24 protein-coding genes are annotated in these 24,231 nt (G+C 28.9%); 2 read left to right on the forward strand and 22 right to left on the reverse strand.

The genetic code is table 11. The features are described 5' to 3' along the window. Nucleotides 1-95 precede the first annotated feature (95 nt). Nucleotides 96-2,483, reverse strand: a complete 2,388-nt coding sequence (locus tag Q3287_RS16670) for a heavy metal translocating P-type ATPase (RefSeq protein ID WP_407964463.1) — start codon at nucleotides 2,481-2,483, stop codon at nucleotides 96-98. 22 nt (nucleotides 2,484-2,505) lie between these two features. Then, entirely contained in the window at nucleotides 2,506-2,871 is a 366-nt protein-coding gene (locus tag Q3287_RS16675; protein WP_054268993.1) for a helix-turn-helix transcriptional regulator, read from the reverse strand. A gap of 199 nt (nucleotides 2,872-3,070) precedes the next feature. Here Q3287_RS16675 and Q3287_RS16680 point away from each other — a divergent pair, with 199 nt between their 5' ends. Next, nucleotides 3,071-3,937 (forward strand): hypothetical protein, encoded by an 867-nt coding sequence (locus Q3287_RS16680; protein WP_407964464.1) that lies wholly within the window; start codon nucleotides 3,071-3,073, stop codon nucleotides 3,935-3,937. A 154-nt stretch (nucleotides 3,938-4,091) separates the two neighbouring features. Here the strand turns inward: Q3287_RS16680 and Q3287_RS16685 are convergent, their stop codons facing one another. Continuing rightward, on the reverse strand, nucleotides 4,092-5,180 hold the full coding sequence (locus Q3287_RS16685; protein WP_407964465.1) for a hypothetical protein: 1,089 nt from the start codon (nucleotides 5,178-5,180) through the stop codon (nucleotides 4,092-4,094). A 124-nt stretch (nucleotides 5,181-5,304) separates the two neighbouring features. Here Q3287_RS16685 and Q3287_RS16690 point away from each other — a divergent pair, with 124 nt between their 5' ends. Continuing rightward, nucleotides 5,305-6,033 (forward strand): HAD family phosphatase, encoded by a 729-nt coding sequence (locus tag Q3287_RS16690; protein ID WP_054268909.1) that lies wholly within the window; start codon nucleotides 5,305-5,307, stop codon nucleotides 6,031-6,033. A 184-nt stretch (nucleotides 6,034-6,217) separates the two neighbouring features. Here Q3287_RS16690 and Q3287_RS16695 read toward each other — a convergent pair whose 3' ends face one another. The 19 genes from Q3287_RS16695 to Q3287_RS16785 all read right to left on the reverse strand — a co-directional run bounded on the left by Q3287_RS16695 (nucleotide 6,218) and on the right by Q3287_RS16785 (nucleotide 24,184). Continuing rightward, complete coding sequence (locus tag Q3287_RS16695; protein ID WP_054275703.1) at nucleotides 6,218-6,715, reverse strand: hypothetical protein; 498 nt, start codon at nucleotides 6,713-6,715, stop codon at nucleotides 6,218-6,220. A 10-nt stretch (nucleotides 6,716-6,725) separates the two neighbouring features. After that, entirely contained in the window at nucleotides 6,726-7,166 is a 441-nt protein-coding gene (locus tag Q3287_RS16700; RefSeq protein ID WP_074179321.1) for a hypothetical protein, read from the reverse strand. Continuing rightward, nucleotides 7,156-7,995 (reverse strand): DUF5685 family protein, encoded by an 840-nt coding sequence (locus Q3287_RS16705; protein ID WP_054268908.1) that lies wholly within the window; start codon nucleotides 7,993-7,995, stop codon nucleotides 7,156-7,158. Before Q3287_RS16705 ends, Q3287_RS16700 begins: the two co-directional genes overlap by 11 nt. A gap of 217 nt (nucleotides 7,996-8,212) precedes the next feature. Then, the gene (locus Q3287_RS16710) at nucleotides 8,213-9,598 is read right to left on the reverse strand and encodes a M20 family metallopeptidase (protein ID WP_407964466.1); all 1,386 of its coding nucleotides are present in this window, start codon (nucleotides 9,596-9,598) and stop codon (nucleotides 8,213-8,215) included. Between the two features lie 162 nt (nucleotides 9,599-9,760). Then, nucleotides 9,761-10,504: a glutamine amidotransferase gene (locus Q3287_RS16715; RefSeq protein WP_407964467.1), complete on the reverse strand. Its 744-nt coding sequence runs from the start codon at nucleotides 10,502-10,504 to the stop codon at nucleotides 9,761-9,763. Between the two features lie 19 nt (nucleotides 10,505-10,523). Further along, the gene (locus tag Q3287_RS16720; protein WP_054275694.1) at nucleotides 10,524-11,786 is read right to left on the reverse strand and encodes a M20 family metallopeptidase; all 1,263 of its coding nucleotides are present in this window, start codon (nucleotides 11,784-11,786) and stop codon (nucleotides 10,524-10,526) included. 41 nt (nucleotides 11,787-11,827) lie between these two features. Continuing rightward, the gene (locus Q3287_RS16725; protein WP_054275693.1) at nucleotides 11,828-12,826 is read right to left on the reverse strand and encodes an ABC transporter permease; all 999 of its coding nucleotides are present in this window, start codon (nucleotides 12,824-12,826) and stop codon (nucleotides 11,828-11,830) included. After that, nucleotides 12,810-14,321, reverse strand: a complete 1,512-nt coding sequence (locus Q3287_RS16730; protein WP_407964468.1) for a sugar ABC transporter ATP-binding protein — start codon at nucleotides 14,319-14,321, stop codon at nucleotides 12,810-12,812. The genes Q3287_RS16725 and Q3287_RS16730 overlap by 17 nt, the downstream gene beginning before the upstream one ends. Nucleotides 14,322-14,374: 53 nt before the next feature. Further along, entirely contained in the window at nucleotides 14,375-15,337 is a 963-nt protein-coding gene (locus Q3287_RS16735) for a substrate-binding domain-containing protein (protein ID WP_054268902.1), read from the reverse strand. A 47-nt stretch (nucleotides 15,338-15,384) separates the two neighbouring features. Next, nucleotides 15,385-16,278: a ribokinase gene (gene rbsK, locus Q3287_RS16740; protein WP_054275691.1), complete on the reverse strand. Its 894-nt coding sequence runs from the start codon at nucleotides 16,276-16,278 to the stop codon at nucleotides 15,385-15,387. A gap of 41 nt (nucleotides 16,279-16,319) precedes the next feature. Then, nucleotides 16,320-17,342, reverse strand: coding sequence for a LacI family DNA-binding transcriptional regulator (locus Q3287_RS16745; protein WP_236730030.1), 1,023 nt, complete (start codon nucleotides 17,340-17,342; stop codon nucleotides 16,320-16,322). A 219-nt stretch (nucleotides 17,343-17,561) separates the two neighbouring features. Further along, nucleotides 17,562-18,539, reverse strand: a complete 978-nt coding sequence (gene bioB / locus Q3287_RS16750; RefSeq protein WP_407964469.1) for a biotin synthase BioB — start codon at nucleotides 18,537-18,539, stop codon at nucleotides 17,562-17,564. Between the two features lie 206 nt (nucleotides 18,540-18,745). Further along, nucleotides 18,746-19,009: a hypothetical protein gene (locus tag Q3287_RS16755; RefSeq protein WP_054275688.1), complete on the reverse strand. Its 264-nt coding sequence runs from the start codon at nucleotides 19,007-19,009 to the stop codon at nucleotides 18,746-18,748. A gap of 69 nt (nucleotides 19,010-19,078) precedes the next feature. Beyond that, nucleotides 19,079-20,152 (reverse strand): DUF362 domain-containing protein, encoded by a 1,074-nt coding sequence (locus Q3287_RS16760; RefSeq protein ID WP_074179325.1) that lies wholly within the window; start codon nucleotides 20,150-20,152, stop codon nucleotides 19,079-19,081. Nucleotides 20,153-20,553: 401 nt separating this feature from the next. Continuing rightward, on the reverse strand, nucleotides 20,554-21,312 hold the full coding sequence (locus Q3287_RS16765; RefSeq protein WP_167640750.1) for an ABC transporter permease subunit: 759 nt from the start codon (nucleotides 21,310-21,312) through the stop codon (nucleotides 20,554-20,556). Then, on the reverse strand, nucleotides 21,309-22,229 hold the full coding sequence (locus Q3287_RS16770) for an ATP-binding cassette domain-containing protein (protein ID WP_407964470.1): 921 nt from the start codon (nucleotides 22,227-22,229) through the stop codon (nucleotides 21,309-21,311). The genes Q3287_RS16765 and Q3287_RS16770 overlap by 4 nt, the downstream gene beginning before the upstream one ends. Continuing rightward, nucleotides 22,226-22,426 carry a PLD nuclease N-terminal domain-containing protein gene (locus Q3287_RS16775; RefSeq protein ID WP_054268895.1) on the reverse strand — a complete coding sequence of 67 codons (201 nt, stop codon included), beginning with the start codon at nucleotides 22,424-22,426 and terminating at the stop codon, nucleotides 22,226-22,228. Before Q3287_RS16775 ends, Q3287_RS16770 begins: the two co-directional genes overlap by 4 nt. A 4-nt stretch (nucleotides 22,427-22,430) precedes the next feature. Continuing rightward, complete coding sequence (locus Q3287_RS16780; RefSeq protein ID WP_167640749.1) at nucleotides 22,431-23,525, reverse strand: helix-turn-helix transcriptional regulator; 1,095 nt, start codon at nucleotides 23,523-23,525, stop codon at nucleotides 22,431-22,433. A gap of 224 nt (nucleotides 23,526-23,749) precedes the next feature. Beyond that, the gene (locus tag Q3287_RS16785; RefSeq protein ID WP_407964471.1) at nucleotides 23,750-24,184 is read right to left on the reverse strand and encodes a helix-turn-helix domain-containing protein; all 435 of its coding nucleotides are present in this window, start codon (nucleotides 24,182-24,184) and stop codon (nucleotides 23,750-23,752) included. Nucleotides 24,185-24,231 lie beyond the last annotated feature (47 nt).

A 24,231-nucleotide genomic window follows, 5' to 3' on the forward strand; every position in this document is an offset into this window, starting at 1 on the left:
ATACTTCTCTTTATAATTATATATTTCATTACTGTATTACTATATGTTTTTCTATAATAGTATATATTTAAATAGTATATGTTTATATTTATACTTTATCTCATAGCCCTCATAGCATTTATTACTGCTATAAGTGCTACCCCTACATCAGCAAATATAGCTTCCCACATAGTAGCTATTCCTCCAGCTCCTAATATCATAACTATAATTTTTACTCCTAAAGCAAATATTATATTTTGCCATACTATTTTATTAGTCTTATTTGCTATCTCAATTGCTTTAGATATTTTACTAGGCTCATCCGTCATAAGAACTACATCTGCTGCTTCAATGGCTGCATCTGAACCTAGACCTCCCATTGCTATACCAACATCAGCACGAGCTAGTACTGGAGCATCATTTATTCCATCACCTACAAAGGCTATTTTTTCTTTTTCAGTTCTTCCTTCATATAAAGATTCTAATCTATCAACTTTTTCATTAGGAAGTAAATTTGAATAAACTGTATCTAATTCTAATTCTTTAGCAATATTTTTTGCTACTTTCTCATTATCTCCAGTTAACATTACAACTTCTTTTATTCCTATTGATTTTAAACTTCTTATAGCATTTTTACTATCTTCTTTTACTTCATCTGATATAACTATATAACCTCTGTATACTTTATCAACAGCAATATAGACTACTGTACCCACTTCTTTAGCTGGTGAATAGGATATATTCTCCTTCTTCATAAGTTTCTCATTGCCTGCTAATATAAGTTTTCCATTATGCTTTACTCTGATTCCATAAGCTGCTATTTCCTCATAGCTATCTATTGTATCTAAATCAATTTTTTTACTGTAGTAACTTAATATAGATTTAGCTATTGGATGATTTGAGTTTACTTCTGCAATAGCTGCAAATTCTAGTAACTCTTCTTCTGATATACCTTCAGGATTTAATTTAGTTACATTAAACACACCTTTAGTAAGTGTTCCTGTTTTATCAAATACTACAGTATCTACACTTCTTAAAGCTTCTAAATAGTTACTTCCCTTAATAAGGATACCATTTTTAGATGCAAATCCAATTCCACTAAAGAAACTAAGTGGTATTGATAAAACTAGTGCACAAGGGCAAGAAACAACTAAGAATATCAACCCTCTATACACCCAATCACTAAATACCTCACCTGAGATTACAAGTGGTGGCACAAATGCTATCAATAAAGCAGCTATTACTACTACTGGAGTATAATATCTTGAAAATTTAGATATGAAGTTTTCTGTTTTTGATTTTTTAATACTAGAATTTTCAACAAGGTCAAGTATTTTTGAAACTGTTGACTCTCCAAAACTCTTTGTAACTTCAATACTCAATAAAGCATTCTTATTTATAACTCCAGATAAAATTTCATCACCTTTTTCAACTTCTCTCAGTACTGATTCACCTGTAAGTGCAGAAGTATCTAGCATAGAAACTCCATCCACTACTACCCCATCTAGTGGTACTTTCTCACCAGGTTTTACTACTATTATATCTCCCACATTTACTTCTTCTGGTGAAACTACCTTAACTTCAGAATTAACTTTCAGATTTGCATAATCTGGTCTTATTTGCATAAGTGAAGTTATAGACTTTCTAGACTTACCAACTGCAACACCTTGTAAATATTCTCCTATTTTATAAAATAGCATAACCCCTACTGCTTCTGATAATTCTCCTATTAATAATGCTCCTACTGTAGCCAGAGCCATCAAGAAGTTTTCATCAAATACTCTTCCTTTTGATATGTTTCTTATTGCTCTTAAAAGTACATCGCCACCTACTATTACATAAGCAACTATAAATACTATATTACTAAATTGACTTTCATAACCTGTAGCTGTTTGATATATACCAAATATATATACGAGAGCTCCAATTATAAGTGGAATTAATTCTTTCTTATTTGTATCATTTGCACTCATTGCTTTCTCAGAAGTTCTAGGCCCTGTTTTGTCCTTAGACTCCACTTGTATATCAAGTCCTGGTTCTGTTGAATCTATTATTTCTTTTATTTTGTTTATAACACTATCTTCTTCAAAGTCATTAAGTATATTTACTGTAAGTTTTTTATTTACAAAGTTTAAATTAGAAGATTCAACTTCTTTTAATTTAGAAACTTTATTGTTAATCTCTTCTGCACAATGTGCACAGTTTAATCCTCCTAATATAAGTTCTTTTTTAATTGATGTCCTATTAGATGTATTTTCTTTAGAACTTATTTGTATATCAAGACCTGGTTCTGTTGAATCTATTATATCTATTATCTTTTCTATAGTATTATCTTCATTGAAACTATTTTCTATATTTACTGTAAGCTTTTTATTTATAAAATTCAAATTGGAAGACTTAACTTCTTGTAACTTAGAAACTTTATTGTTAATCTCTTCTGCACAATGTGCACAATTTAATCCTCCCAATATAAATTCTTTTTTAATTATATTATTTGCTTCCATATACATTCACTCCTCTCTGTTATCATTTATAAGTCTCTCTAATATGGTTTAATCCACAATCAAATATTTGGCTTATATGACTATCATCTAATGAGTAATACACTGTCTTTCCTTCTCTTCTAAACTTTACTAATCTTGCCTGCTTTAATACTCTAAGTTGATGAGATATTGCAGAGTGAGTCATATTTAATAAACTTGCTATATCACATACACACATTTCATTTGCAAATAATGCATATAATATCTTTACTCTAGTAGTATCTCCAAATACTTTAAATAACTCTGCTAAATCATATAACATTTCTTCATCTGGCATAGTCGATTTAGCTTCTGTTACTATTTCTTCATGTATTACATTACAATTACAATCATTTATCTCTTCTCTCATTTTTAATCCTCCATTATTTTAATATATGAATAACTGTTCATATGTTCATTATATTCCATCACTTCTAAATTTGCAACAATAATTTTTATTTATTTAATAACAATTAGAATGCACATATTATCACCTTTTTTAATATATATATTATTAGAATAAGTTTTTGTAAACTTTTTTATAGTTTTCTAGGAGGTGCAAGTTTAATATGAGTAACAAGAAAAAAAAGGATTTAGACAATAGTTACATGCCTTACTTAGACCCAGCTAACTATGCAGATTATATTACTAATGAAGAAATTCCCCAAGATGAATTGAGAAATGACCCACAAATTTCTAATGGTTATACAAAGATACCTAATAATCAGAATGTAAATAATATTTATCCTAACAGCGCAAATAATTATCCTAAAAGTAGTAATTCTCCAAACAACTTGCCTAACACAAATAATACATCCGGAAATATGAATTACAACACATCTGCTTCAAATAATATGCCTAATAACATGAACTATAATGCATCTAATAATATGGGTATGCCTAACAATATGTCTGGCAATATGAATAATAACATGGGTATGCCTAACAATATGTCTGGTAATATGAATAATAACATGGGTATGCCTAACAATATGTCTGGCAATATGAATAATAATAACATGGGTATGCCTAACAATATGTCTGGCAATATGAATAATAATAACATGGGTATGCCTAACAATATGTCTGGTAATATGAATAATAACATGGGTATGCCTAACAATATGTCTGGCAATATGAATAATAACATGGGTATGCCTAACAATATGTCTGGCAATATGAATAATAACATGGGATGGAATATGAACAATAATATGGGTATTCCTAACTTCTCATGTAATCAAAATATGCCTCCTAATGTACTTATGATGATACCAGGTGTCATATGTCATAATACAATGCAAGGTATGCCTGTAGTTATGCCTAGTACTATGCCTCCTAGTATATTTCCTACTCCTTATGGTTCTAGTAATATGACTATGCAAGGAATACCACAAAATACTAATATTGAGGAATTTGATGAGGAAGAAATGTAAAATATTTTTTAAGTAATTTTAAGTAAATTGTATAAGACATCAATAATTGGCCATAATAATAAATGTATTCCTCATAATATTCCCCCAATATTATAGAAATTAATTTAAGCGAGATTAAATTCAGTTAATCTCGCTTAAATAATGCCCAAAAATATTATTCCAAAAAATCATCAAAATCTATTGAACCTGATTCTGCAAAATCATATAACGCATTTTGTTCAAAGAAAAAATTCTCTTCAAACTTTATATATTTACTATAGTTAGCTTGACTTATCTCATTAATATAATTGCAATCATTTTCATTATAAGTGCCAATAAAAAGTTTATTTCCCATTAAGTAATATATAGCTTTCATATCATTATTTATTATATACACATTTTCTTTAACATGGTCATTATTAAAATTAAATCTAGTAAAAAATACACCTTCATTCATATAACTTTTTAATAAAAATGGATTATCTCTATAAAATACTTTAGCAAATTCTTCAGATGAGTTTACACTATAAACACTTACAAATTCATTCTTAGAAATCTCATCAAATACCTCAAAATCATACATTGCTTCTTTATCTGTTACCAATAAAGAATTAATCTTAAAACCAGTTTCATTACATTTACTTATACAAAAAGCAATTTTACAGATATAATATCCATCATTGTCTTCATATAAGGCTTCACTTATATACCTACCTTGACCTTTATCACTTACCACATTTTTGAGCAATGTGCCATTTATATTTGTAATATGCATATTTGCAATCTCATCACTACCAGAAAAATATTTTAAACTTTCCCTATCCCATGCTATAAATCGCATAGTCATGTAGTTTATAAATTCAACTTCTTCATCAACTCTTTTACATATTTTGTTATATAATTTTTCTATAGTTAAATTTGTTTTATAATTTTTTATAATATCAATGTACTCAACTTTATCTCCTGGCAATAACTTGTCATAGTAAAGATTTTTATTCCCAAAATGAGAGACTAAAAACAAGGATTCATCCTTTGTTAATTCAACTCTATCTGAACCAAATCCGCCCATTAATCTTTCTTCTTCCATGTAAGCTTCTTCTTGTGTTGGATTTTTTAAACTTACATAATCTGCTAAACCTAATCCCTCTGCATCTAATAGAAAATATTGACAGAAGTGATTATTTTTATCATCTATCCAATTTATTATAAGACCTAAACTACCCATAAGTCTAGAATTCGTAACCTTTGCAAAACTAAAATTCATATAATCACACCCTTTAGACTTTAAAATATTTGTTTTTTAATATATAAATTATTATACATATATTTTAACAACTTAGATACAATTTATAATATAATATAAGGAAATGATTAATTGAGGTGGTCTTATGAAAAATATAGCAGCTTTTTTTGATATAGATGGTACTCTTTATAGAGACTCTCTTATGGTTGAACATTTTAAGAAATTAATTAAATACGATATAATTGACCAAAAAAATTGGTATAAACATGCTAGAGACACTTTTATGGATTGGGATAAAAGACAAGGTAATTATGATGATTATCTATTGGAAATATGTGACCTTTATGTCGATTCATTAAAAGGATTAGATAAAACTTGTATTAATTTTACAAGTGACCAAGTAATTAAATTAAAAGCAGATAGAGTTTATAAATACACACGTTCAAGAATCGATTGGCATCTAAATCAAGGTCATATAGTCATATTCATATCTGGTAGCCCTGGATTTCTGGTTGAAAAAATGGCAAAAAAATATAATGTAACTGATTTTCTAGGAAGTGACTATGTATTTGAAAATGATATATTTACAGGAACAGTTATTCCAATGTGGGATTCTATAAGTAAGAATAATGCTATAAACGATTTTGTTGTAAAGTATGATTTAGACTTATCAAACTCATATGCTTATGGTGATACTAATGGTGATATAAATATGTTAAAAAGAGTTGGAAATCCAATTGCAATAAATCCAACAAAGGAACTTTTAGCTCAAATATCACTTGATAATGAAATTTCTAAAAATGTTGAAATAATAGTAGAAAGAAAAGATATTATTTACTCTTTATCTACAGATGTAAATATAGTAGATATTTAATTTATATTATATCTTTTAAAATAAACCATTCTATCTAATATATAAAAAGCTTTGACTAAAAATCAAAGCTTTTTATATATTAATACCAAGTATATATTAAATTTATTTTTAAATATAAATACATACTCAGATACATTATTTATATTTATTTAAATTACAATTCCATTAAAATTAAATATAAAAATCAACTCTTATTTTTAAATAGCATCTTTCTTAGCTTATTATTGTAATAACTTATAAAAGAGCTATAAACATAGTCATATACTATAAAGGCTACTTCAAATGAACCTATAATAAAAATATTTATTGGGATATAAACTATTGTTCTTAATAAAAAATACAATATAAGTATCATTATATTTGCAAATACTAACTTCATGAAATATTCAATATATATTGCCCTATCTTTTTCTATAAGATATTTTGCAATACCATATATTCCAAATGTAAGTGAATACACAATCCATTGAGACTTACTTACCATCACTATAAATCCCAAAGCTATAGAACCTATATAAAAAGCAATTCCACTCTTAAATCCCCATTCCATTATTACAATTGATACTAAAAGTGATGCTACTCCCATAATGAACAATGTATTTACAGGAATAATATTTGTAAGAGTCAACAATATCACATTTAATGCTAATAAAACTCCTCCATAAGCAACTTTTATACTCATATTTATCATCCTAACAACAAGTTATTAAATCTCCTCCAAAGCATTCACAACATGAATCTAGACACCAAAGTTTAGCACAGTTTTCACAACAATCATCACCTAGACAACAGCAACAATCATCACAACAACAGCAACATCCACCTAAATCATTACGTCTTCTTCTATTATAGTTATCAGCTCTATTGTTATATTCATTTCTATATTCTGTATAACTTCTAAGTGCCTCACTATATTCATGATTTTCTGGCTCCATAAATTTTGCTCTTTTTAAGAAGTCTTCTCCTTCTTCATAATATCCTATGTTCATTGCAGAAAAACCAGTTAGATAATACCATTCTGCACACTTGTCACTCAACGACTTTAAAAAATCATATGCTTTTCTAAATTCACTATTTTCTATAAAAGCTCTTGCTCTCATAAAATTTTCATTATTATAAGTATTACTGTACATTCTTTCCACCTCTGCTTTCTAATATATTCATATATCTTAAATAAACACCAGAATAAATTATATTTTCTATTATCCCGACATTTGTATTTAGATTTAAATTATCAATTCCTCTAGCTAAAAATCCCAATGATGTTACAATTATTTTTTTTACCTTTTGTTTTAACTCATCGTTTTTATCTACGTATTCTATAAAAGGATTGTATCTTCCTTTCTTAAAATCTTCATCTAAATCTTCATATGCATCTAGTAGATATATATACTTACCTATATTAAAACCTATCATTCTTAAGTTTCTCTCATTTTCATCTTTTTTGTAGGCAAACACTTCACCCATTATATTTCCAAATGTATTAGATACTTCATCTATATTTATATTGTTTTCCTTTTCTAACTTATTTAATTCATTTAGCTGTTGTTTTATATACTCTGCTTTTTCGGGATACTTTTCATATGCTAAGTTTAATTTGTTTTTATATATATAATATGCTAATTTATCTTTTATGCGTTTATCATCCATTAAATTATCTTCCAATTTATAATATGTTAAAAGAATATTCATACTTGCTGCATATTCTGTAATATCATTTGTGATTACCTTTTTCTTTTTAAATGGATTAACTATACATGCTTCCTCTGTATTTATAGATTCTGGCTTATATACTGAAGTTAATAAAATAATTAAAAATGTTATATCGTAATTCAGAGAAAATCTAGAGATTTCGCCATGATTTCTTTTTAAATATTTACATAGACCACAGTAATAAGCTTTATAATGGTCATATTCTCTAAATGTTAAATCCATTTTGTTTATTTTAACATATCCAAACATAAATACTCCTTTTTGTACTACTTTTTATATAAATTATATATAGTATAACACTTTTTATCAAGATTATATAATTTACAGTATTCTAAGAAACTTTAAAAATACCTTCTAATCATTGTATCTTAGATTGAAAATAATTAGAAGGTTAAGTTAAAAATAATATTAAATTATATACTTATACTAATTCATGCACATAATCTTACTTACATTAACTTGATTTTTAGATAATTGGAATATATTCGAAATTGCCTATAGTATCCTTTAATTCCTTTTTTGCTTTACCTACAATAGATTCATCAAGCATTACATCACTTATTGAACATGCTATAGCTTTAGATGCTAATAACATCGCTTTAAATCCCATATTAGAACCTGCACTAGCACAAGATTGCCATGTATGAGCAGAAATACCAACAGGCCAAACTGAACAAGAGCATTGTGCTATAGGAGTTATATAACTAACATCTCCAATATCTAATGATAATGATATACAGTTATTATGAGTAAAAGTATCATCTGTAACTTCATCATGTAAAGCCATTCTAGTAATATCTTTATTTCCACTTAATACACTAGAAACACTAATTCTTTTATCTATAGAAACTGTTTTAGCTAATTCTTCTGCAAAATAGTAGTCATTTTCATCATAATTTTGAGTTCCTATCAATTTCATATTTTGTGATAGAATATCTGTTAATATTGTATTTGGAATATAGTCATATACTCCACTTATAATATTATATTCCATACTAGTACCTGTCATCAGTGCTGCTCCTTTTGCTATATCAACCACTCTATCAAATACATCTCTTACATGTTCCATTTTCACACCTCTTATGTAATACCATACTTCTGCGAAATCTGGAACTATGTTTGGCATTTTTCCACCATTAGTAGTTACATAATGTACTCTACAACTGTCAAATATATGCTCTCTTAAATAGTTACAACCTATGTTCATAAGTTCTACTGCATCAAGTGCACTTCTTCCATTATAAGGAGCTTGTGCCGCATGAGCACTAATTCCATTATATCTAAATTTTACAGAATAATTAGCAAGGGTTGGAATCCTTATTGGAGTATTTATATCAAATGGATGCCAACTAAATGCACAATCTATCCCATCAAAAAAACCTTTTTTTATCATTAATACCTTTCCTGACAAATCTTCCTCTGCGGGACACCCATAGTACTTTATAGTTCCTTTAATCTTTTTTAGTTTGATTAGCTCCTTTATCGCAACTACAGCCCCCATTGAACCTGTACCAAGTAAGTTATGTCCACATCCATGACCTGCACCACTCTCTAAAATAGGTTCTTTTGTAATGGATATTTTTTGAGATAAACCATCCAAAGCATCATATTCTCCTAAAACTGCTATAACTGGTTTACCTTCTCCATAACTAGCTACAAATCCTGTATCCATATCTTCTAATTCATCTATATTAAAATCATACTTTCTTAAATATTCTTTTTGTAAGTTTGAAGCATAATATTCTTTATATTGAAGTTCTGGATTTTCCCATATCTTATCTGATATATCCCTTAACTCTTCTTGTATCTCATCTATATATTGCATTAAAAATTTTTTATTTAAATCTTCCATATTAATTGTATAACCCTCCTTAAATCAGATACTTTATACTTAACTAATTAAAATAGCTAATTTTAAAATATATTCTACTTTATAATCATTCTATACAATAAAACCTCTTGACTTGTAAGCTTCACTTTATCAAGTAAGAGGTTTTCAAATTTTATAAAATTTTTAACATGTTAACCAGTCTAGCATGTTAACCCATAATTTATTATAGTACTTCCAATCAGTAAATTCTTTTGGTCCCCAATGAGGTGCACAGTCAGAACTAAATATAGCAGATTTTCCTTTTCCAAACTTCCCAACTGCTACAAATGGGTCTCCTCCAATTGTTGCTAATACAGGACAATTATCTCTGGTAACTGTCTTGTTATATCCTAAAAACTTCGGCCAGTCTTTTGGAATATCTTTCAATACTGGATGCTCAGAATCGACAACTACTGGAATTATTCCTGCTGGTTTTTCTACTCTATCATCTTTATCTATCATAGTTATTGGTAATACATCTTTTATAGCAGTTTCTCCAAATCTAGCTTTTGCATCTATACCTGTAAATGACATGTATCCACCTACCATAATCAATGCTCCACCATTATTTACATACTCTTTGATTAGTTCAAGTCTATCTGGATTACTATTACAATCTATAAAAGTGCTATTAGATAGTAAGAAAGTGTTAGAACCTATATCAGACAATATTATACAATCATACTCATCTAATTCTTCTAATGTATATGGGAAACTATCTGCTGCTACATGTGCAGGCATATGAACTGTCTCATATCCTCCAGATTCTATTGCTTCTTTTAACCACTTTACAGCTTCTTCGTAGTGAGTTGTAACAAATGTATCAAACCCTTTTATATGAGTTATATTTTTTACCCAAGATTCCCCTACTATTAATACTTTTTTCATTTATATAATCCTCCTACTTTTATAAGTTTAATATTAGACTTGCATACATAAGTATACTGTCTAAATACTCATTGATTTCAACATACTCATTTATTGAATGGCATTGTTCTATTGAGCCTGGTCCCAATATTAATGTTGGTATTTCAGCTAAGTTTTTCATCAATCTTGCATCATTTCCAGCTGTCGAACCTTTTATTTCTAATTTTTTCTCTAAAACATCTTCTAGTATTTTATGTGCATTCACTACAAAATCAGAATTTTTATCCATCTCAAAACCTAATCCTGATTGATATATATTTATATTTGGCTTATTGTCTTTAAGCCACAAATCTCCATTAGACCTTGTCATTATAACATCAGTCACATCATTTACAACTTGTTCATAGCTCATTATATTTGGTAAGAAGTGCACACACAAATTAAATACACACTTATCTGGCACAGTAGAGCCTGCTGTTCCACCGTTTATTACACCCAAATTTATTGTAGGCGAAGGTAATAGTGGATGCTTATATATCATAAGCCAGTTATGTTCTAATTCTTTTATATCTTGAAGCAGTAACATAGCCTTCTCTATTGCGTTTACACCCTCCCACTTACTACCACAGTGAAGAGATACACCTTTAACCTCGACTTCAAAGAATACAAATCCCATATGTGCAATTATTAAATTCTGTTCTGATGGTTCACAAATTACACAGTAATCTCCATCAATTCCATTCATAACTGCATTTATGGTCCCATTTCCTCCACCTTCTTCATCTACTACTGACATTACCTTTACATTACCAGGTACATTTAAACCACTATCTTTTATAAGTTTTATAGCTAATAGTGATGCTATAAGTCCAGACTTCATATCCGCAGTTCCAAGACCATAAATCTTACCATCATCTTCTGTACCACAATATGGATTGTATCTCCACTTACTTATATCACCTGGTGGCATAGTATCTACATGACCATTAAATACGATTGTCTTCCCAGGTAAATTATCACTGTATTTACAAATTAAATTATATCTATCTTTATAATTGTGACCTAGATTTCCTTCTTTATAGGTGTCTTTTGCTTTTTTAATTAGCTCTTCACTCATGTCTTGTCTATCTACACTAAAACCTATGTTATTTGCAAGTTTCTCAATATATTCTTGTCCCTCTTTTTCAAATCCACCTAGTATTCCGTGACCAATATCTTCAGTCTTTATACTTACAAGTTCTTTTAAATAATCTATGTATTCTTGTTTTTTATTATTTAATGTATCTAAGAGAATTTTTTTCATATTTCCTCCTAAGATTTATTTTTTCATTTAAAGTACAACTATTATTTAGCTTTAGCTGATTTTTTTAATTTTATATTATTTATCCATATAGCAAATAGCATTACCAACCCTTTTATAATCATTTGATTATATGAAGATACACTCAATAGATTTAGACCATTTCCTAATATTCCTATTATCCCAACACCTATACATGTACCTACTATAGAGCCAGAACCACCCATCATATTAGTTCCACCAAGTACAACTGCTGCTATAGCATCCAACTCTGCTCCATCTCCAACAGTTGGTGAACCTGATGCTAAACGTGATGATAATATTATTCCAGCCAATGCTGTTAGTAATCCAGCTAGTGCATATACTTTTACTATTACTTTATTTACTTTTACTCCACATAATCTAGCAGCTTCTTCATTTCCACCTACTGCATGTACATGACGTCCAAAATTGGTTCTTTTTAATAGAAAATGGCCAACTATTACAACTATAATCATAATTATAACTGGTATTGGTATCGGCCCAACATATCCTCTACCTAGCATCTTAAATGCATCTGTATTTACTGATATAGGTCTTCCTCCTGTAAATACAAAGCTTGCTCCACTTATTATTGTCAACATGGCTAACGTTACAATGAATGGTGGCAGTTTTTGTGTTGAAATAATTGCACCTTTTATAACTCCTAATATTGTTCCTATTGCCAAGGCAAGTATCATACCTACCCATATAGGTGCATTATAATTTACTACTGTTGTAGCCCAAAACGTACCTACTAGGGCAATTACTGCTCCTACACTTAAATCTATTCCTCCAGTAATTATTACAAATGTCATACCTACTGCAAGTATTGCATTTATTGATATTTGTCTTCCAACGTTAATTAAATTATCTAAAGTTAAAAAATTAGATGAAGCCACACTCATTATTATAAAAATTATTACAAGTCCTATAGCTGCACTCCCTTGGTCTCTAAATGCACTTGTTAATTTTGTTAATAATGGAGATGAATTATCTTCTCTATGCTTAGTTATTGAACTCATTAATTTTACCTCCGAAAGCCAATTTTAATACATTATTTTCAACCATTTCTTCACCTTCTAAAAATCCACTTATATGACCTTCTCTCATAACCATTATCCTATCACTCATTGATATTAATTCTGGTATTTCGGAAGATATCATTATGATACTTACACCACTCTCTACTAAATCTCCCATTAGATTGTATATCTCTGCTTTAGCATTTACATCTATACCTCTAGTTGGTTCATCCATAATTAATATGTCTGGCTGTAATAAAAGCCATCTTGCTATTATAGCTTTTTGTTGATTCCCACCACTTAAACTCTGTATAACTTGATTCATATGTGGTGTTTTTATCTTTAATGCTTCTATGTATTTTTCTAGTACTTCTTTTTCTTTTTTTCTGTCTATAACTGATTTAAACTTAGATATTTTCTTTAATCCAGCCATAGTTGTATTTTCTTTTACACTCATCTGCAAAAACAATCCAGTACCTTTTCTATCTTCTGTTATTAATCCTAATCCATTTTCAATTGCATCTGATGGTGTTTTAAATTTAATTTCTTTATTATTTAAGTATATTTTCCCATAATCATATGTTCTAAGCCCAAATATAGCTTCTACTATTTCACTTCTCTTACTTCCAACTAATCCACCTATTCCAAATATTTCACCTTTTCTTATGTTAAAACTTATGTTATTGAAGACGTTGTTCTTAGTTAAATCTTCTACTCTCATAACTTCTTCTTTTATCTCTACATCTCTTTTAGGAAAAAATTGGTCTAGCTTTCTATCTATCATTAAGTTAACTAATTCTTCCTCAGATGATACTTCTTTAGTGTTTAGAGTCGAAATCGTTTTCCCATCTCGCATTATAGTTATTCTGTCACAAATTTCAAAAATCTCTTCCATTCTATGAGAGATATATATTATACTAACTCCACTACATTTTAAATCATTTATAAGTCTAAAAAGTATTTCAGTTTCTTTTTTACTTATTGAAGATGTAGGCTCATCCATTATTAATACTTTGGTTTCTGATGATAAAACTCTAGCTATTTCTACCATTTGCTTTTGAGCTATACTAAGCTCTTTAACTAAACCATTTGGATTTATATCTATCCCCATATTGTCAAAAATCTTTTTAGCCTCTTCATTCATTTTTTTATCATTAGTTAAGACTTTGCCATTTATTTCTTTTCCCATAAAAATATTTTGTGCTACTGTCAATTCATCAAATACTGTTAATTCTTGATAGATTGCATTTATACCTATCTTCTTAGAAACATCCGGTGATATATTCTCTATTTCTTTACCTTCAAAGACAAATTTGCCAGAAGTTTTTGGATGTGCACCAGTTAAAATCTTTATCATAGTTGATTTACCAGCACCATTTTCACCCAGTAGTGCATGAACTTCACCATGAAGTAACTCAAAATTAACATTATCTAATGCTCTGACACCAGGAAATTCTTTAGCAATATTACTTAACTTCAGAATTGTATTACTCATAATGACACTCCTTTTTAAATAGGATTTCTTTCAAATAATCTCATTTTATTTTACTAATTCTTAAAGTCTTTTATATTTTCTTTATCATAAAGTAAAGCTGGTACTGGTATATTTTTTTCTACTTTTTCACCTTTTATAGCTTTTACTACTGCTTCTACAGCTAAACGTCCCATTTCCTTAGGTTGTTGTTGAATCATAGCAAGAATAGTTCCATCTGTTATTCCACTTGCTGCTTCTTCAGTTAAGTCAAATCCTACAATCTTAACATCTTTATTCTTTGCAGATTCAAGTGCCGCTTTAGCTCCTAGTACACTATTTTCAGCTGTTGCATATATTATATCTACATCTGGATTAGATTGAATTAAGTTTTCAACTGTATTAAGAGATTCTTCTCTATCATATCCTGGTTGTGAGTTTAATATCTTAACATTTGCTGAGCCTTTTAATGCATCTTTAAATCCATCTATTCTTTGCATTTGTATTTGAGATTTTAAATCTGTTACTATTGCTATTTCTGATTTCCCACCTAATTTTTCATCTATGTACTTTTTAGTGTATTCCCCTAATTTTTTACCAGCATCATAACTAACTGTTCCTACATAACTTGTAATATTTTCAGTATTTAATACAGCATCCACTGTCACTACTGGCATTTTTTCAAATGCTCCCTCTACAGCTGGTACTATAGCTGAGTTATCTGTTCCAAGTACTATCATTCCATCCACATTTTGTTGTATAAAATCTTCTATTGCTGATGTTTGCTTTGCCACATCTTGGTCTGGGTCATTTACTATGACTTTCACGCCTAGTTCTTTGGCTTTTTCTTTGATTCCCTCATCAATATCTATAAAAAATTGATGTTGAAGAGTTATTGTAGATACTCCTATAGTTAAATCTTTCTTATCTGAGCCACTTTTATTATCTGACTTGCTTGGCCCTTCCATTGAACATCCTGTTAACATTCCTATTGCTAGTGTTCCAGCAATTCCTAAAGATAAAATTTTTCTCACTCTCATAATTAACCTCCATTTTTAATAGTTTTAAATTTGAACAAATTGGATTTCTATTTATTAATATTTAAATATTTTTCAACATCTTCTTTATAAGGCATACCAGATTGAGCTCCCAACTTTGTTACAGAAAGACCTGATACTACTACTGCATATTCCACTGCTGTATATAGATTTTTACCTTCTGTTATAGCCACTGACAATGCTCCATTAAACGTATCTCCTGCTCCTGTAGTGTCTTGGACATCAACTCTTATGCAAGATACATGCTTGATTTTCTTACCATCATAAAATCTAGCTCCATTTTTTCCTTCTGTTATTACAAGTTTATTAGGATATTTTTTTAATACTTCCTCTATCTCTTCCTCTGTATCAAAAACTATTTTATATTCATGTTCATTTGGTGTTAAGTAAGTTGCTTTTTCTATTATATCTTCATCTAATTTTATTGCAGGTGCTGGATTTACCAAAACTTTTATCTTATTTTCAAAACAGAAATTTACCACATAATTTATTGTTTCTAATGGAATCTCTAATTGTAGTAATACTATGTCTGCATTCTTTATCTCTTCTTCATTCTTTTTAATTAATTCTATGTCTACTAATTCATTAGTCCCTGGCACAACAACAATACTATTATCATTTTCACATAGTGTTATGACAGCAACACCAGAACTTTTGTGCTTATTTCTAGATACTAAGCTATAATCAACTTTATTATCTCTAAAATTTCTTATTAACTCTTCTCCTAAGCTATCCTCACCTACACATGATATCATTTTCACATTTGCTCCTAGCTTAGATGCTGAAACAGCTTGATTAGCACCTTTTCCACCAGGTGACGTAAAAAAACTATTACCTAGTACTGTTTCTCCTTTTTCTGGTCTTTTATCTACAGAACATACCATGTCCATGTTTACACTTCCTATGACAACTATGTTTCCCATTACATTACTCCTTTACATATCTATTTATGTCTCGAATGTTGCTATTTATTATCTTTCGTTGAATCTCTTATAACTAATTCTGGCTTAAAAATCAACTCATCAAATGATTCTTTTTTATCTCCTCTTAAACAATTTATCAGTATCTCACTAGCCTTGTATCCTATGTCATAAGATGGCTGTCTCACTGTTGTAAGAGAAGGACTTATTAGGCTAGCTGTCTGAATATCATCAAATCCTACAACATTTACATCATTCGGTATATTTAATCCTCTTTCTTTAAGCCCTCTTATAACACCTATTGCAATCAAATCATTTGCACAAAATATTGAATCAAAATCTATTTTTTCCAGTTTTTTTATAAATTCCTGTCCCCATTCAATTTTATACTTACCTTCAAATACATAATCAGGGTTGTAACTTAAATTACACTCAATTAATGCTTTTTTGTATCCCTCTAATCTATCTACTGCTATTTCATTTTGAAGAGGACCACTTAGGTATATTATTTTCTTACTCCCAATATCTAATAAATGTTTTGTAGCTATATATCCACCTTCAAAGTTGTTTATTTTAACTATTCCTTTTAAAGTTTCTTTGTTCATACTTATCTTCTTATCAATTAATACAGTTGGTATTTTTATGTCTTTATAATTTGCCTCTTTCCAATTTGTATTTGAAGAAGCCGCAAAGATAATTCCATCTATCATTCTCTCTGATAATGTTCTTATCCCTTCATATTCTTTTTTGGCATCTTCATCTGTATTACATAAAATTATGTTGTAACCTTCTTCATTAGCCTTGTCTTCCACTCCTCTTGATACATCTGTAAAAAATGGATTTCGGATATCTGGTATAAGAAGCCCTATAGTGTTAGTTTTTTTAGTTACTAGGCTTTGCGCTAGTTTGTTTGGTACATAATTTTTTTCTTTCATTATTTTTAAAATTTTTTCTCTTGTTGCTTGACTTATATTTTCATCTTTATTATTAATGACTTTTGACACAGTTGTTTTAGAAACACCAGCCAATTCGCCAATTTCTTTTATAGTAATACTCAAGAAGTTCACCCCCGCAATTTAGGAAACCGTTTTACTTAACCGGTTACCTAGATATTAGCACATCCTTTTTTCCTTTGCAACTATTTTATATAAATTTTGATATTTTTCTCATTTTTCATAATATTGCAATTTATAATTCAAATTTAATATTTATATTAATATACAAAAAAAAATTAATATACTTTTATAATTATTTAAAAGTACATTAATTAATTTAAGTAATCTTTATTAAAGTTCAAGTCCTTGTTCTATAATCATTTTTTTATCATTTTCAATTCCATTTCCGACAGTTGTTAAATAATCACCCACAATTGCAGAATTTATACCACCATTAAATCCAATTTTGTCATACCCTTTTAAAGATAGCCTTCCTCCAGCATATCTTATGTATACATTGGGAATTATGAATCTAAATACTGCTGTTGTTTTTAATATTTCCATAGGCTCTAATATATCATAAGCTTCCATGGGAGTATTCTTAATAGGGTTTAAAATATTTATCGGAATTGATTTGACATTTAATTCTCGTATTTCAAAAGCCATTTGTAGTCTTTGTCCTTTACTTTCATTCATCCCTATTATTCCACCTACACATACATCTAATCCAGCCCTTTTAGCTTCTTTAATTGTTCTTATTCTGTCTTGATAAGTATGTGTTGTACATATATTATCAAAATTATCTTTAGATGTCTCGACATTATGATTATATGTAGTCACACCTACTAATTTTAGCTTTTTAGCTTGCTCATAATCTATAATACCTAGAGATGCACATAATTTTAAATTAGTATTTTCTCTTAATCCTTCATAGATATTTAAAATATCATTAAACTCTTTTCCTGTCATACCTTTACCACTTGTAACTAAAGAGAATCTATGTACTCCTTTACTTTCCATTTCTTTAGCTCTCCTTAAAATCTCATTGTACTCGAGCAATGAATATTCATCTACCCCAGTTTTATAATGGGATGATTGTGCACAAAATTTGCAGTCTTCACTACATTTGCCAGACTTAGCATTCATTATTGTACATAAATCCACTCTTCTTCCCATAAAAGCTTCTCTTATTTCATTTGCAGATTTTAATAGTATATCAAGAATATTTTTGTTATTTGTATCAAGGCTTATTAAATTAAGAGCTTCTTCATAATTTATTTCTTTTCCATCCAAAACTTTATTTTTTAATTTAATTATGTATTTTTCCATGTACCCTCCTATTCGTCAACCTATATTATTTATATAGTTTACTTATTATATATAGTATTACATAGGTAGTATTTATTAGTCAACCTTATCTCATATACAAGTTTACTATTAAGCAAAAAATACTGCCTTAAAATAGTATTCGTATAATATATTTATACATATCACTATTAAAACAGTATTTTTTATTAAATATTATTCTTATTAATTTACAAAACTATCCTTGTCTTAACTCCATCCAAGCTTTCCATTGTAACAACCTCTAAACCTTCATACTCTCTAAATAGCCATTTTAAATCCTTCATAGCTTGATTAACCTGATTTTTTGTTAGATTATTTATAAAATATTCTTTTCTAGTTTCCTCATACTCTTTGCTAGTTAAAAAGTTTCTTAGAAAATTAAATGCAAATACACTTGGGATATTGTTTACATTAGCTTTCTTGCTATTTTCTTTCTCATAGTAAATTTTCATAAATGCATACTCCTTTGATACTTTTAAATTTCTCTTACAATAATTATATGCATTTAAGTCCTACTATTCTTATAATTTTATTAATTCATATTCTTTATTTCCCATTCCCATTTCACATGCATAATCTATTATTCTAGTTCCATTTACATGAGGATGCTCATGTTTGAACACATCATGACCCATTTCCTTACAAACCAAATCATAGCATGCTTGTTCAATAGCTACTGGGTCTGTTGATGCTAATATTCCTATATCATGTGCAATCGGTCTACCTGACCAAGGCACGCAATCACAAAGTGGAGTTACATTCATGACAAAAGTTATATATCCTACCTTATCTTTTTTGTTTGATACTGCTCCATAAGCGTATTCTGCCATCTTTTCAACAAACACATCTGAGTCACTTTCCCATTGTATAGTTACTGCTCTAGTTGGACAGACAGTTGGACATTCTCCACATCCATAACACACATCAGAATCTATAATTGCCTTCTTATCTACTATACTTATAGCTTTTGTAGGACAAGAATTAACACATTTTCCACATCCTATACACTTCTTCTCTTTTACTACTGGCGTAACATCAGAATGTTGCATTTGCTTTCCTGCTGCACTTGCACACCCCATAGCTAAATTTTTTAATGCGCCTCCAAAACCTGCTGCTTCATGACCTTTAAAATGACTCATTACTATCATTGCAGAAGAATTATAAATTTCGCCACCTATTTTCACACTTTCAAAATGTTTTTTATCTATTTGTACATTTTCATAATTTCTACTGTACAATCCATCTGCAATTATTACTGGCGCATTTACCACTGCATAGGCAAAACCATTTTCTATAGCTGTTGTAAGATGGTCTACAGAATTTGTTCTACTCCCTGTATATAATGTATTTGTATCTGTCAAAAATGGCTTTCCTTCACAATCTTTAATCTTATCAACCACTTGTCTAACTGCTACAGGACTCATATATGTAGTATTTCCTTTTTCTCCAAAGTGAAGTTTGATTGCTACTTGGTCATTCTTTCCTATTAAATCTTTGAATCCTGCTGTATCAAATAATCTTCTTACATTGTTTGGCACATTTTTATTTTGCGAATTTGAGTATAAGTCACAAAAATATACTTTTGACTTTTCCATATCTACACCCCTTTAAAATATTTACTTGAATTAATTTTATCACTTTTAAAGTGATTTTTTAGTATATTTTACCACAATTAAAGATTCTTATCTTTATTTAATAAAAACAATATTATTTTAACTCCTTACTACACCGTTTTAACTTTTTACTAGTTAGGCTCTATATACTATAGCATATCTTAAATAACTGATAATCACTAGATTATAATCTAGCTCCTTTTTATTTTTAAACAATTTCTTAAGGTAATAATTTAATTATTATAAAATAAAATGAGTAGAAGTAAAACAAAAAAAGACTTGAAACTTAAGTTCAAGTCTTTTTTGCTTAGATATATTCTTATACATTATTAAGTTTATTTCTACACAATATATTGCTATTTATATTTATAATGAAGATATCATTAAACTGGTTTTTTATTAAATAAAATAACAGCTGATAACAGACACACTATTGAAATAATAATTGTTACAATGATTGGAATAATAAATTCTGGAGCTGTCACTTTACCTGAAATCAAATCTATATTTTTTGATAATATGAAATTAGGCGTATAAGGTGCAATCTGCTTAGGAATAGAAATTAAACTCAAAGCAAGGGTTACTACTAATACAAGTAATACACTTGCAAATGCTGGTCTAAATAATACACATCCAAGAATTAATATAGTAATATACATAATACCAATTATCCATAAGTTAAATGCTGAAAATACAACATGATTAAGATTTGCAGTTGGCCAAAAATACATTGTATAACCATAAGTACATAAAAAACTCAACCAGAAACCAATGGTCATAATAATTACTGCAATAGAAAATTTAGATAATACTACAGATGAACGTGACAATCCTTTAGTCAACATAATGACAAGTGTTCCTTTAGAATATTCGTTTGATAAAATATTACAAAAAATAATTAGAGTTAAACTCATTCCAAGACCAGAAATATTACTAGAAAACTGTGTCCAAGAATCTAAAGCAGTTGGTAAAGCAGTAACTTTTAACGTTGGGGCAAAATGAGCAATTATGTCTGGCATAAATTTAGCAGAAAGAGGACTCATTATTCCAAATATTAAAAATAAAGTAATCAGACTAAATAATTTGTAATTTCTTACGTTCTCTACAAATTCTTTTTTTGTAAATGCTATGTATTCTCTCACTTTACTACCTCCAAAAATAAATTTTCAAGTGACAATTCTATTAATTCCATCTTTATTGGACAAAGATTCATTTCTGCAAGTGTAGATATGACTGTTTGTTGTATTGATTTTATATCTTTACCATGGAAAATAATTTCCATATTAGTCTCTTCTGAATCTTTAAGTAAGGATTTAATCCTACTACTAGACTTAAATACTTGGATTTCATCATTACTTGAAAACTCCAATAAAAGTCTATCTTTTCCGTGCATACTTTTTATTTCTGAAAGTGTACCACTAAGAGCAATGCTTCCGTTATTTAATATAGCAACATGGTCGCAAATTCTTTCAACATCAGATAGTATATGTGTTGAAAATATTACGGTTGTTGAGTCTTTAATTTTAAACATAATATCTAATATTTCTTTTCTACCAACAGGGTCAAGTGCGCTTGTTGGTTCATCACAAATAAGTAATTTAGGGCGTGAAAGTAATGCTTGAGCTATCCCAAGACGTTGCTTCATTCCACGAGAAAATCCACCTATTCGTTTCTTTTCATTTCCAAGTCCTACAAGTGATAACAACTCTTCACTTCTTAACTTTATTTCTTGTTTTGAAAGCCCTGTGATTTCTCCACAAAGAGAAAGATATTCAAGTGGTCTCATATAGTTATAAAACTCTGGAACATCAGGTAGATAACCTACATGGCGATTAGAACTTGTTCTTCCATAGGTCACTTTCTCACCACAAACATTTATAGTTCCAATATCTGTTTCAAGTAACCCAAGCACCATTTTCATTGTTGTAGTCTTGCCTGCACCATTCTTACCTACAAAGCCAAAAACTGACCCTTCTGGTACAGTAAGATTTAGATTATCTATTATCTTTCGATTACCAAAACTTTTTGATAACCCATTTATTGAAACAATATTCATCATTCATCACCTCTCCCTATAGTGAAATATAAAATTGGGCCTATTATACTTATAAATAACACTAAAAGAATCCATATTGCCTTATTACCAACTTTATAATTTGGATGTTTTATTATATGAATAAGTGCAGTAATTACGAGTATTAAATTTAAAATAATAATAGGAAGTAACAGTGGTAAATTTTCCATTAAATTTTCCATAATTTTATTCCTCCAATAAAGATAATTTTTCTATAAGAAATCTGTATTCTTTGTTCTCATTTAATACAGAGAACATAGGATTATTCTTAATAGCAGCAACAATACCTGCCTTTACAATTGTATCATCACGTGTAATACCTGTTCCAATATCAGAAATCCAGCCATCGATATGATTAAAAAAGTCATCACTATGTAGCATAATTGGATATATATCACTCATTGCCAAATCTACATATCTTTGTAATGACTTAATAGCTCCTTTAGTATTTCCATGTATTAAATTCATTTGTATCTGTGTTAAATATACAGAAAACATAATGCCAGGAGATAATGCATCAAGGTCAAAAGTATCTGAAATCATTAAAATACGTCTTTCTATTTCTTCAATTTGTGATTTATCTGAGTTTTGCAGAAGTCCCACTAAATCTTGAACTAACAACGTAAGATTCTGATATGCTCCTATCTGTAACGTTTCATTAGCTTCACTAGTTTGACCATTCATCATTTGTCCCTGTGCAAGGAGTATGCTTTCATTTACCATGGGAAAATTGCTATCTTGAAATAAGTCAATAACTTCTATAGGTTGATTTAACAAGATATAACAGGTTGCCTCCATACCTTTTGACTGACGACAAATTTCTATATCATCACTTGTTTCTCGTATTCGAATAAAAATTTCTAATGCTTCACTAATTAATAGTTCACGTTTTTCTTCATCTACAAGGTCATAATGATTAATTATTAAAACACCCATCTGATAAATCAAAGGAAAGCATGAATAATATTTCTTTATGGTTTCTCGTATTTCATCCATAACTTCGTCAAATGGTTTAACAGTAAAATCTTTACACAATCGCTGATATAGTTTATTAATATCTTCCTTAATCATTTGCGGTTCGTAACAAATTAATTCATCAACTGTAATGTTGAAATATGTCGCGAGTTGTGGCAAAAAAGTGATATCAGGATAGCTTTGCCCAGTTTCCCATTTAGATACAGAGGCTTTAGAGATACCTATATAATTTGCAAGTTCATCTTGTGTAATTCCTTTTTCTTTACGCTTTAAAATCAGTGTTTTTGCAATGTTTAATTCATTCATATCAACGCCTCCTTTGTATAATTATATCCTTAAATCCATGAACCTAACAAGCGATTTAAAGTTGACTTTTGATGAAAAAATCAACCATAGAGAAACAAATAAGCAGGTATCTTAGATACCTGCTTAAATATATTTTTAAATTCAATTTATATAATTTTTTATTTATCCCAATTATTTCCACATTTTTATACAAAACCACAGATGAATATATCCAGATATAGTTTTTATTTATCATGCTTTTTAAACGCCTTGTATAAAATATCTTTTAATATAAGTACATTATTCTCATTGCTCATCTTGTATTCTTTTTCAAATATTGAATATAATTCTTCAATAGCTATTTGATACTTTTCTATCCCCTCTATATCAACATATGCTTCTAAAATAGGATACTTAGAGCTCCATGCTTTTGTCCAGTCAACATCCTTACTAATATTATCAGTTATATCTTTAGAACATAAATTACTTTCATCAATCAAGTAATCATAAGTAATATTAAATAGCTTTGATATATTTTTTATATTTTCTAAGTCTGGCTTAGCTTGCCCTAATTCCCACTTGCTAATAGTTTGTCTAGATACATTTAGTCTTTCAGCCAACAATTCTTGAGAATAATTATATTTCTTTCTTAGTTTTGTAATCTTGTCTCCTAAATTCATATATTAAGCCCCTTTCGATTTAAAATAATTATATTTCAATTATAAAG

The organism is Clostridioides sp. GD02404 (genome assembly GCF_045898275.1).
GTDB classification, from domain to species: Bacteria; Bacillota; Clostridia; order Peptostreptococcales; family Peptostreptococcaceae; genus Clostridioides; species Clostridioides difficile_A.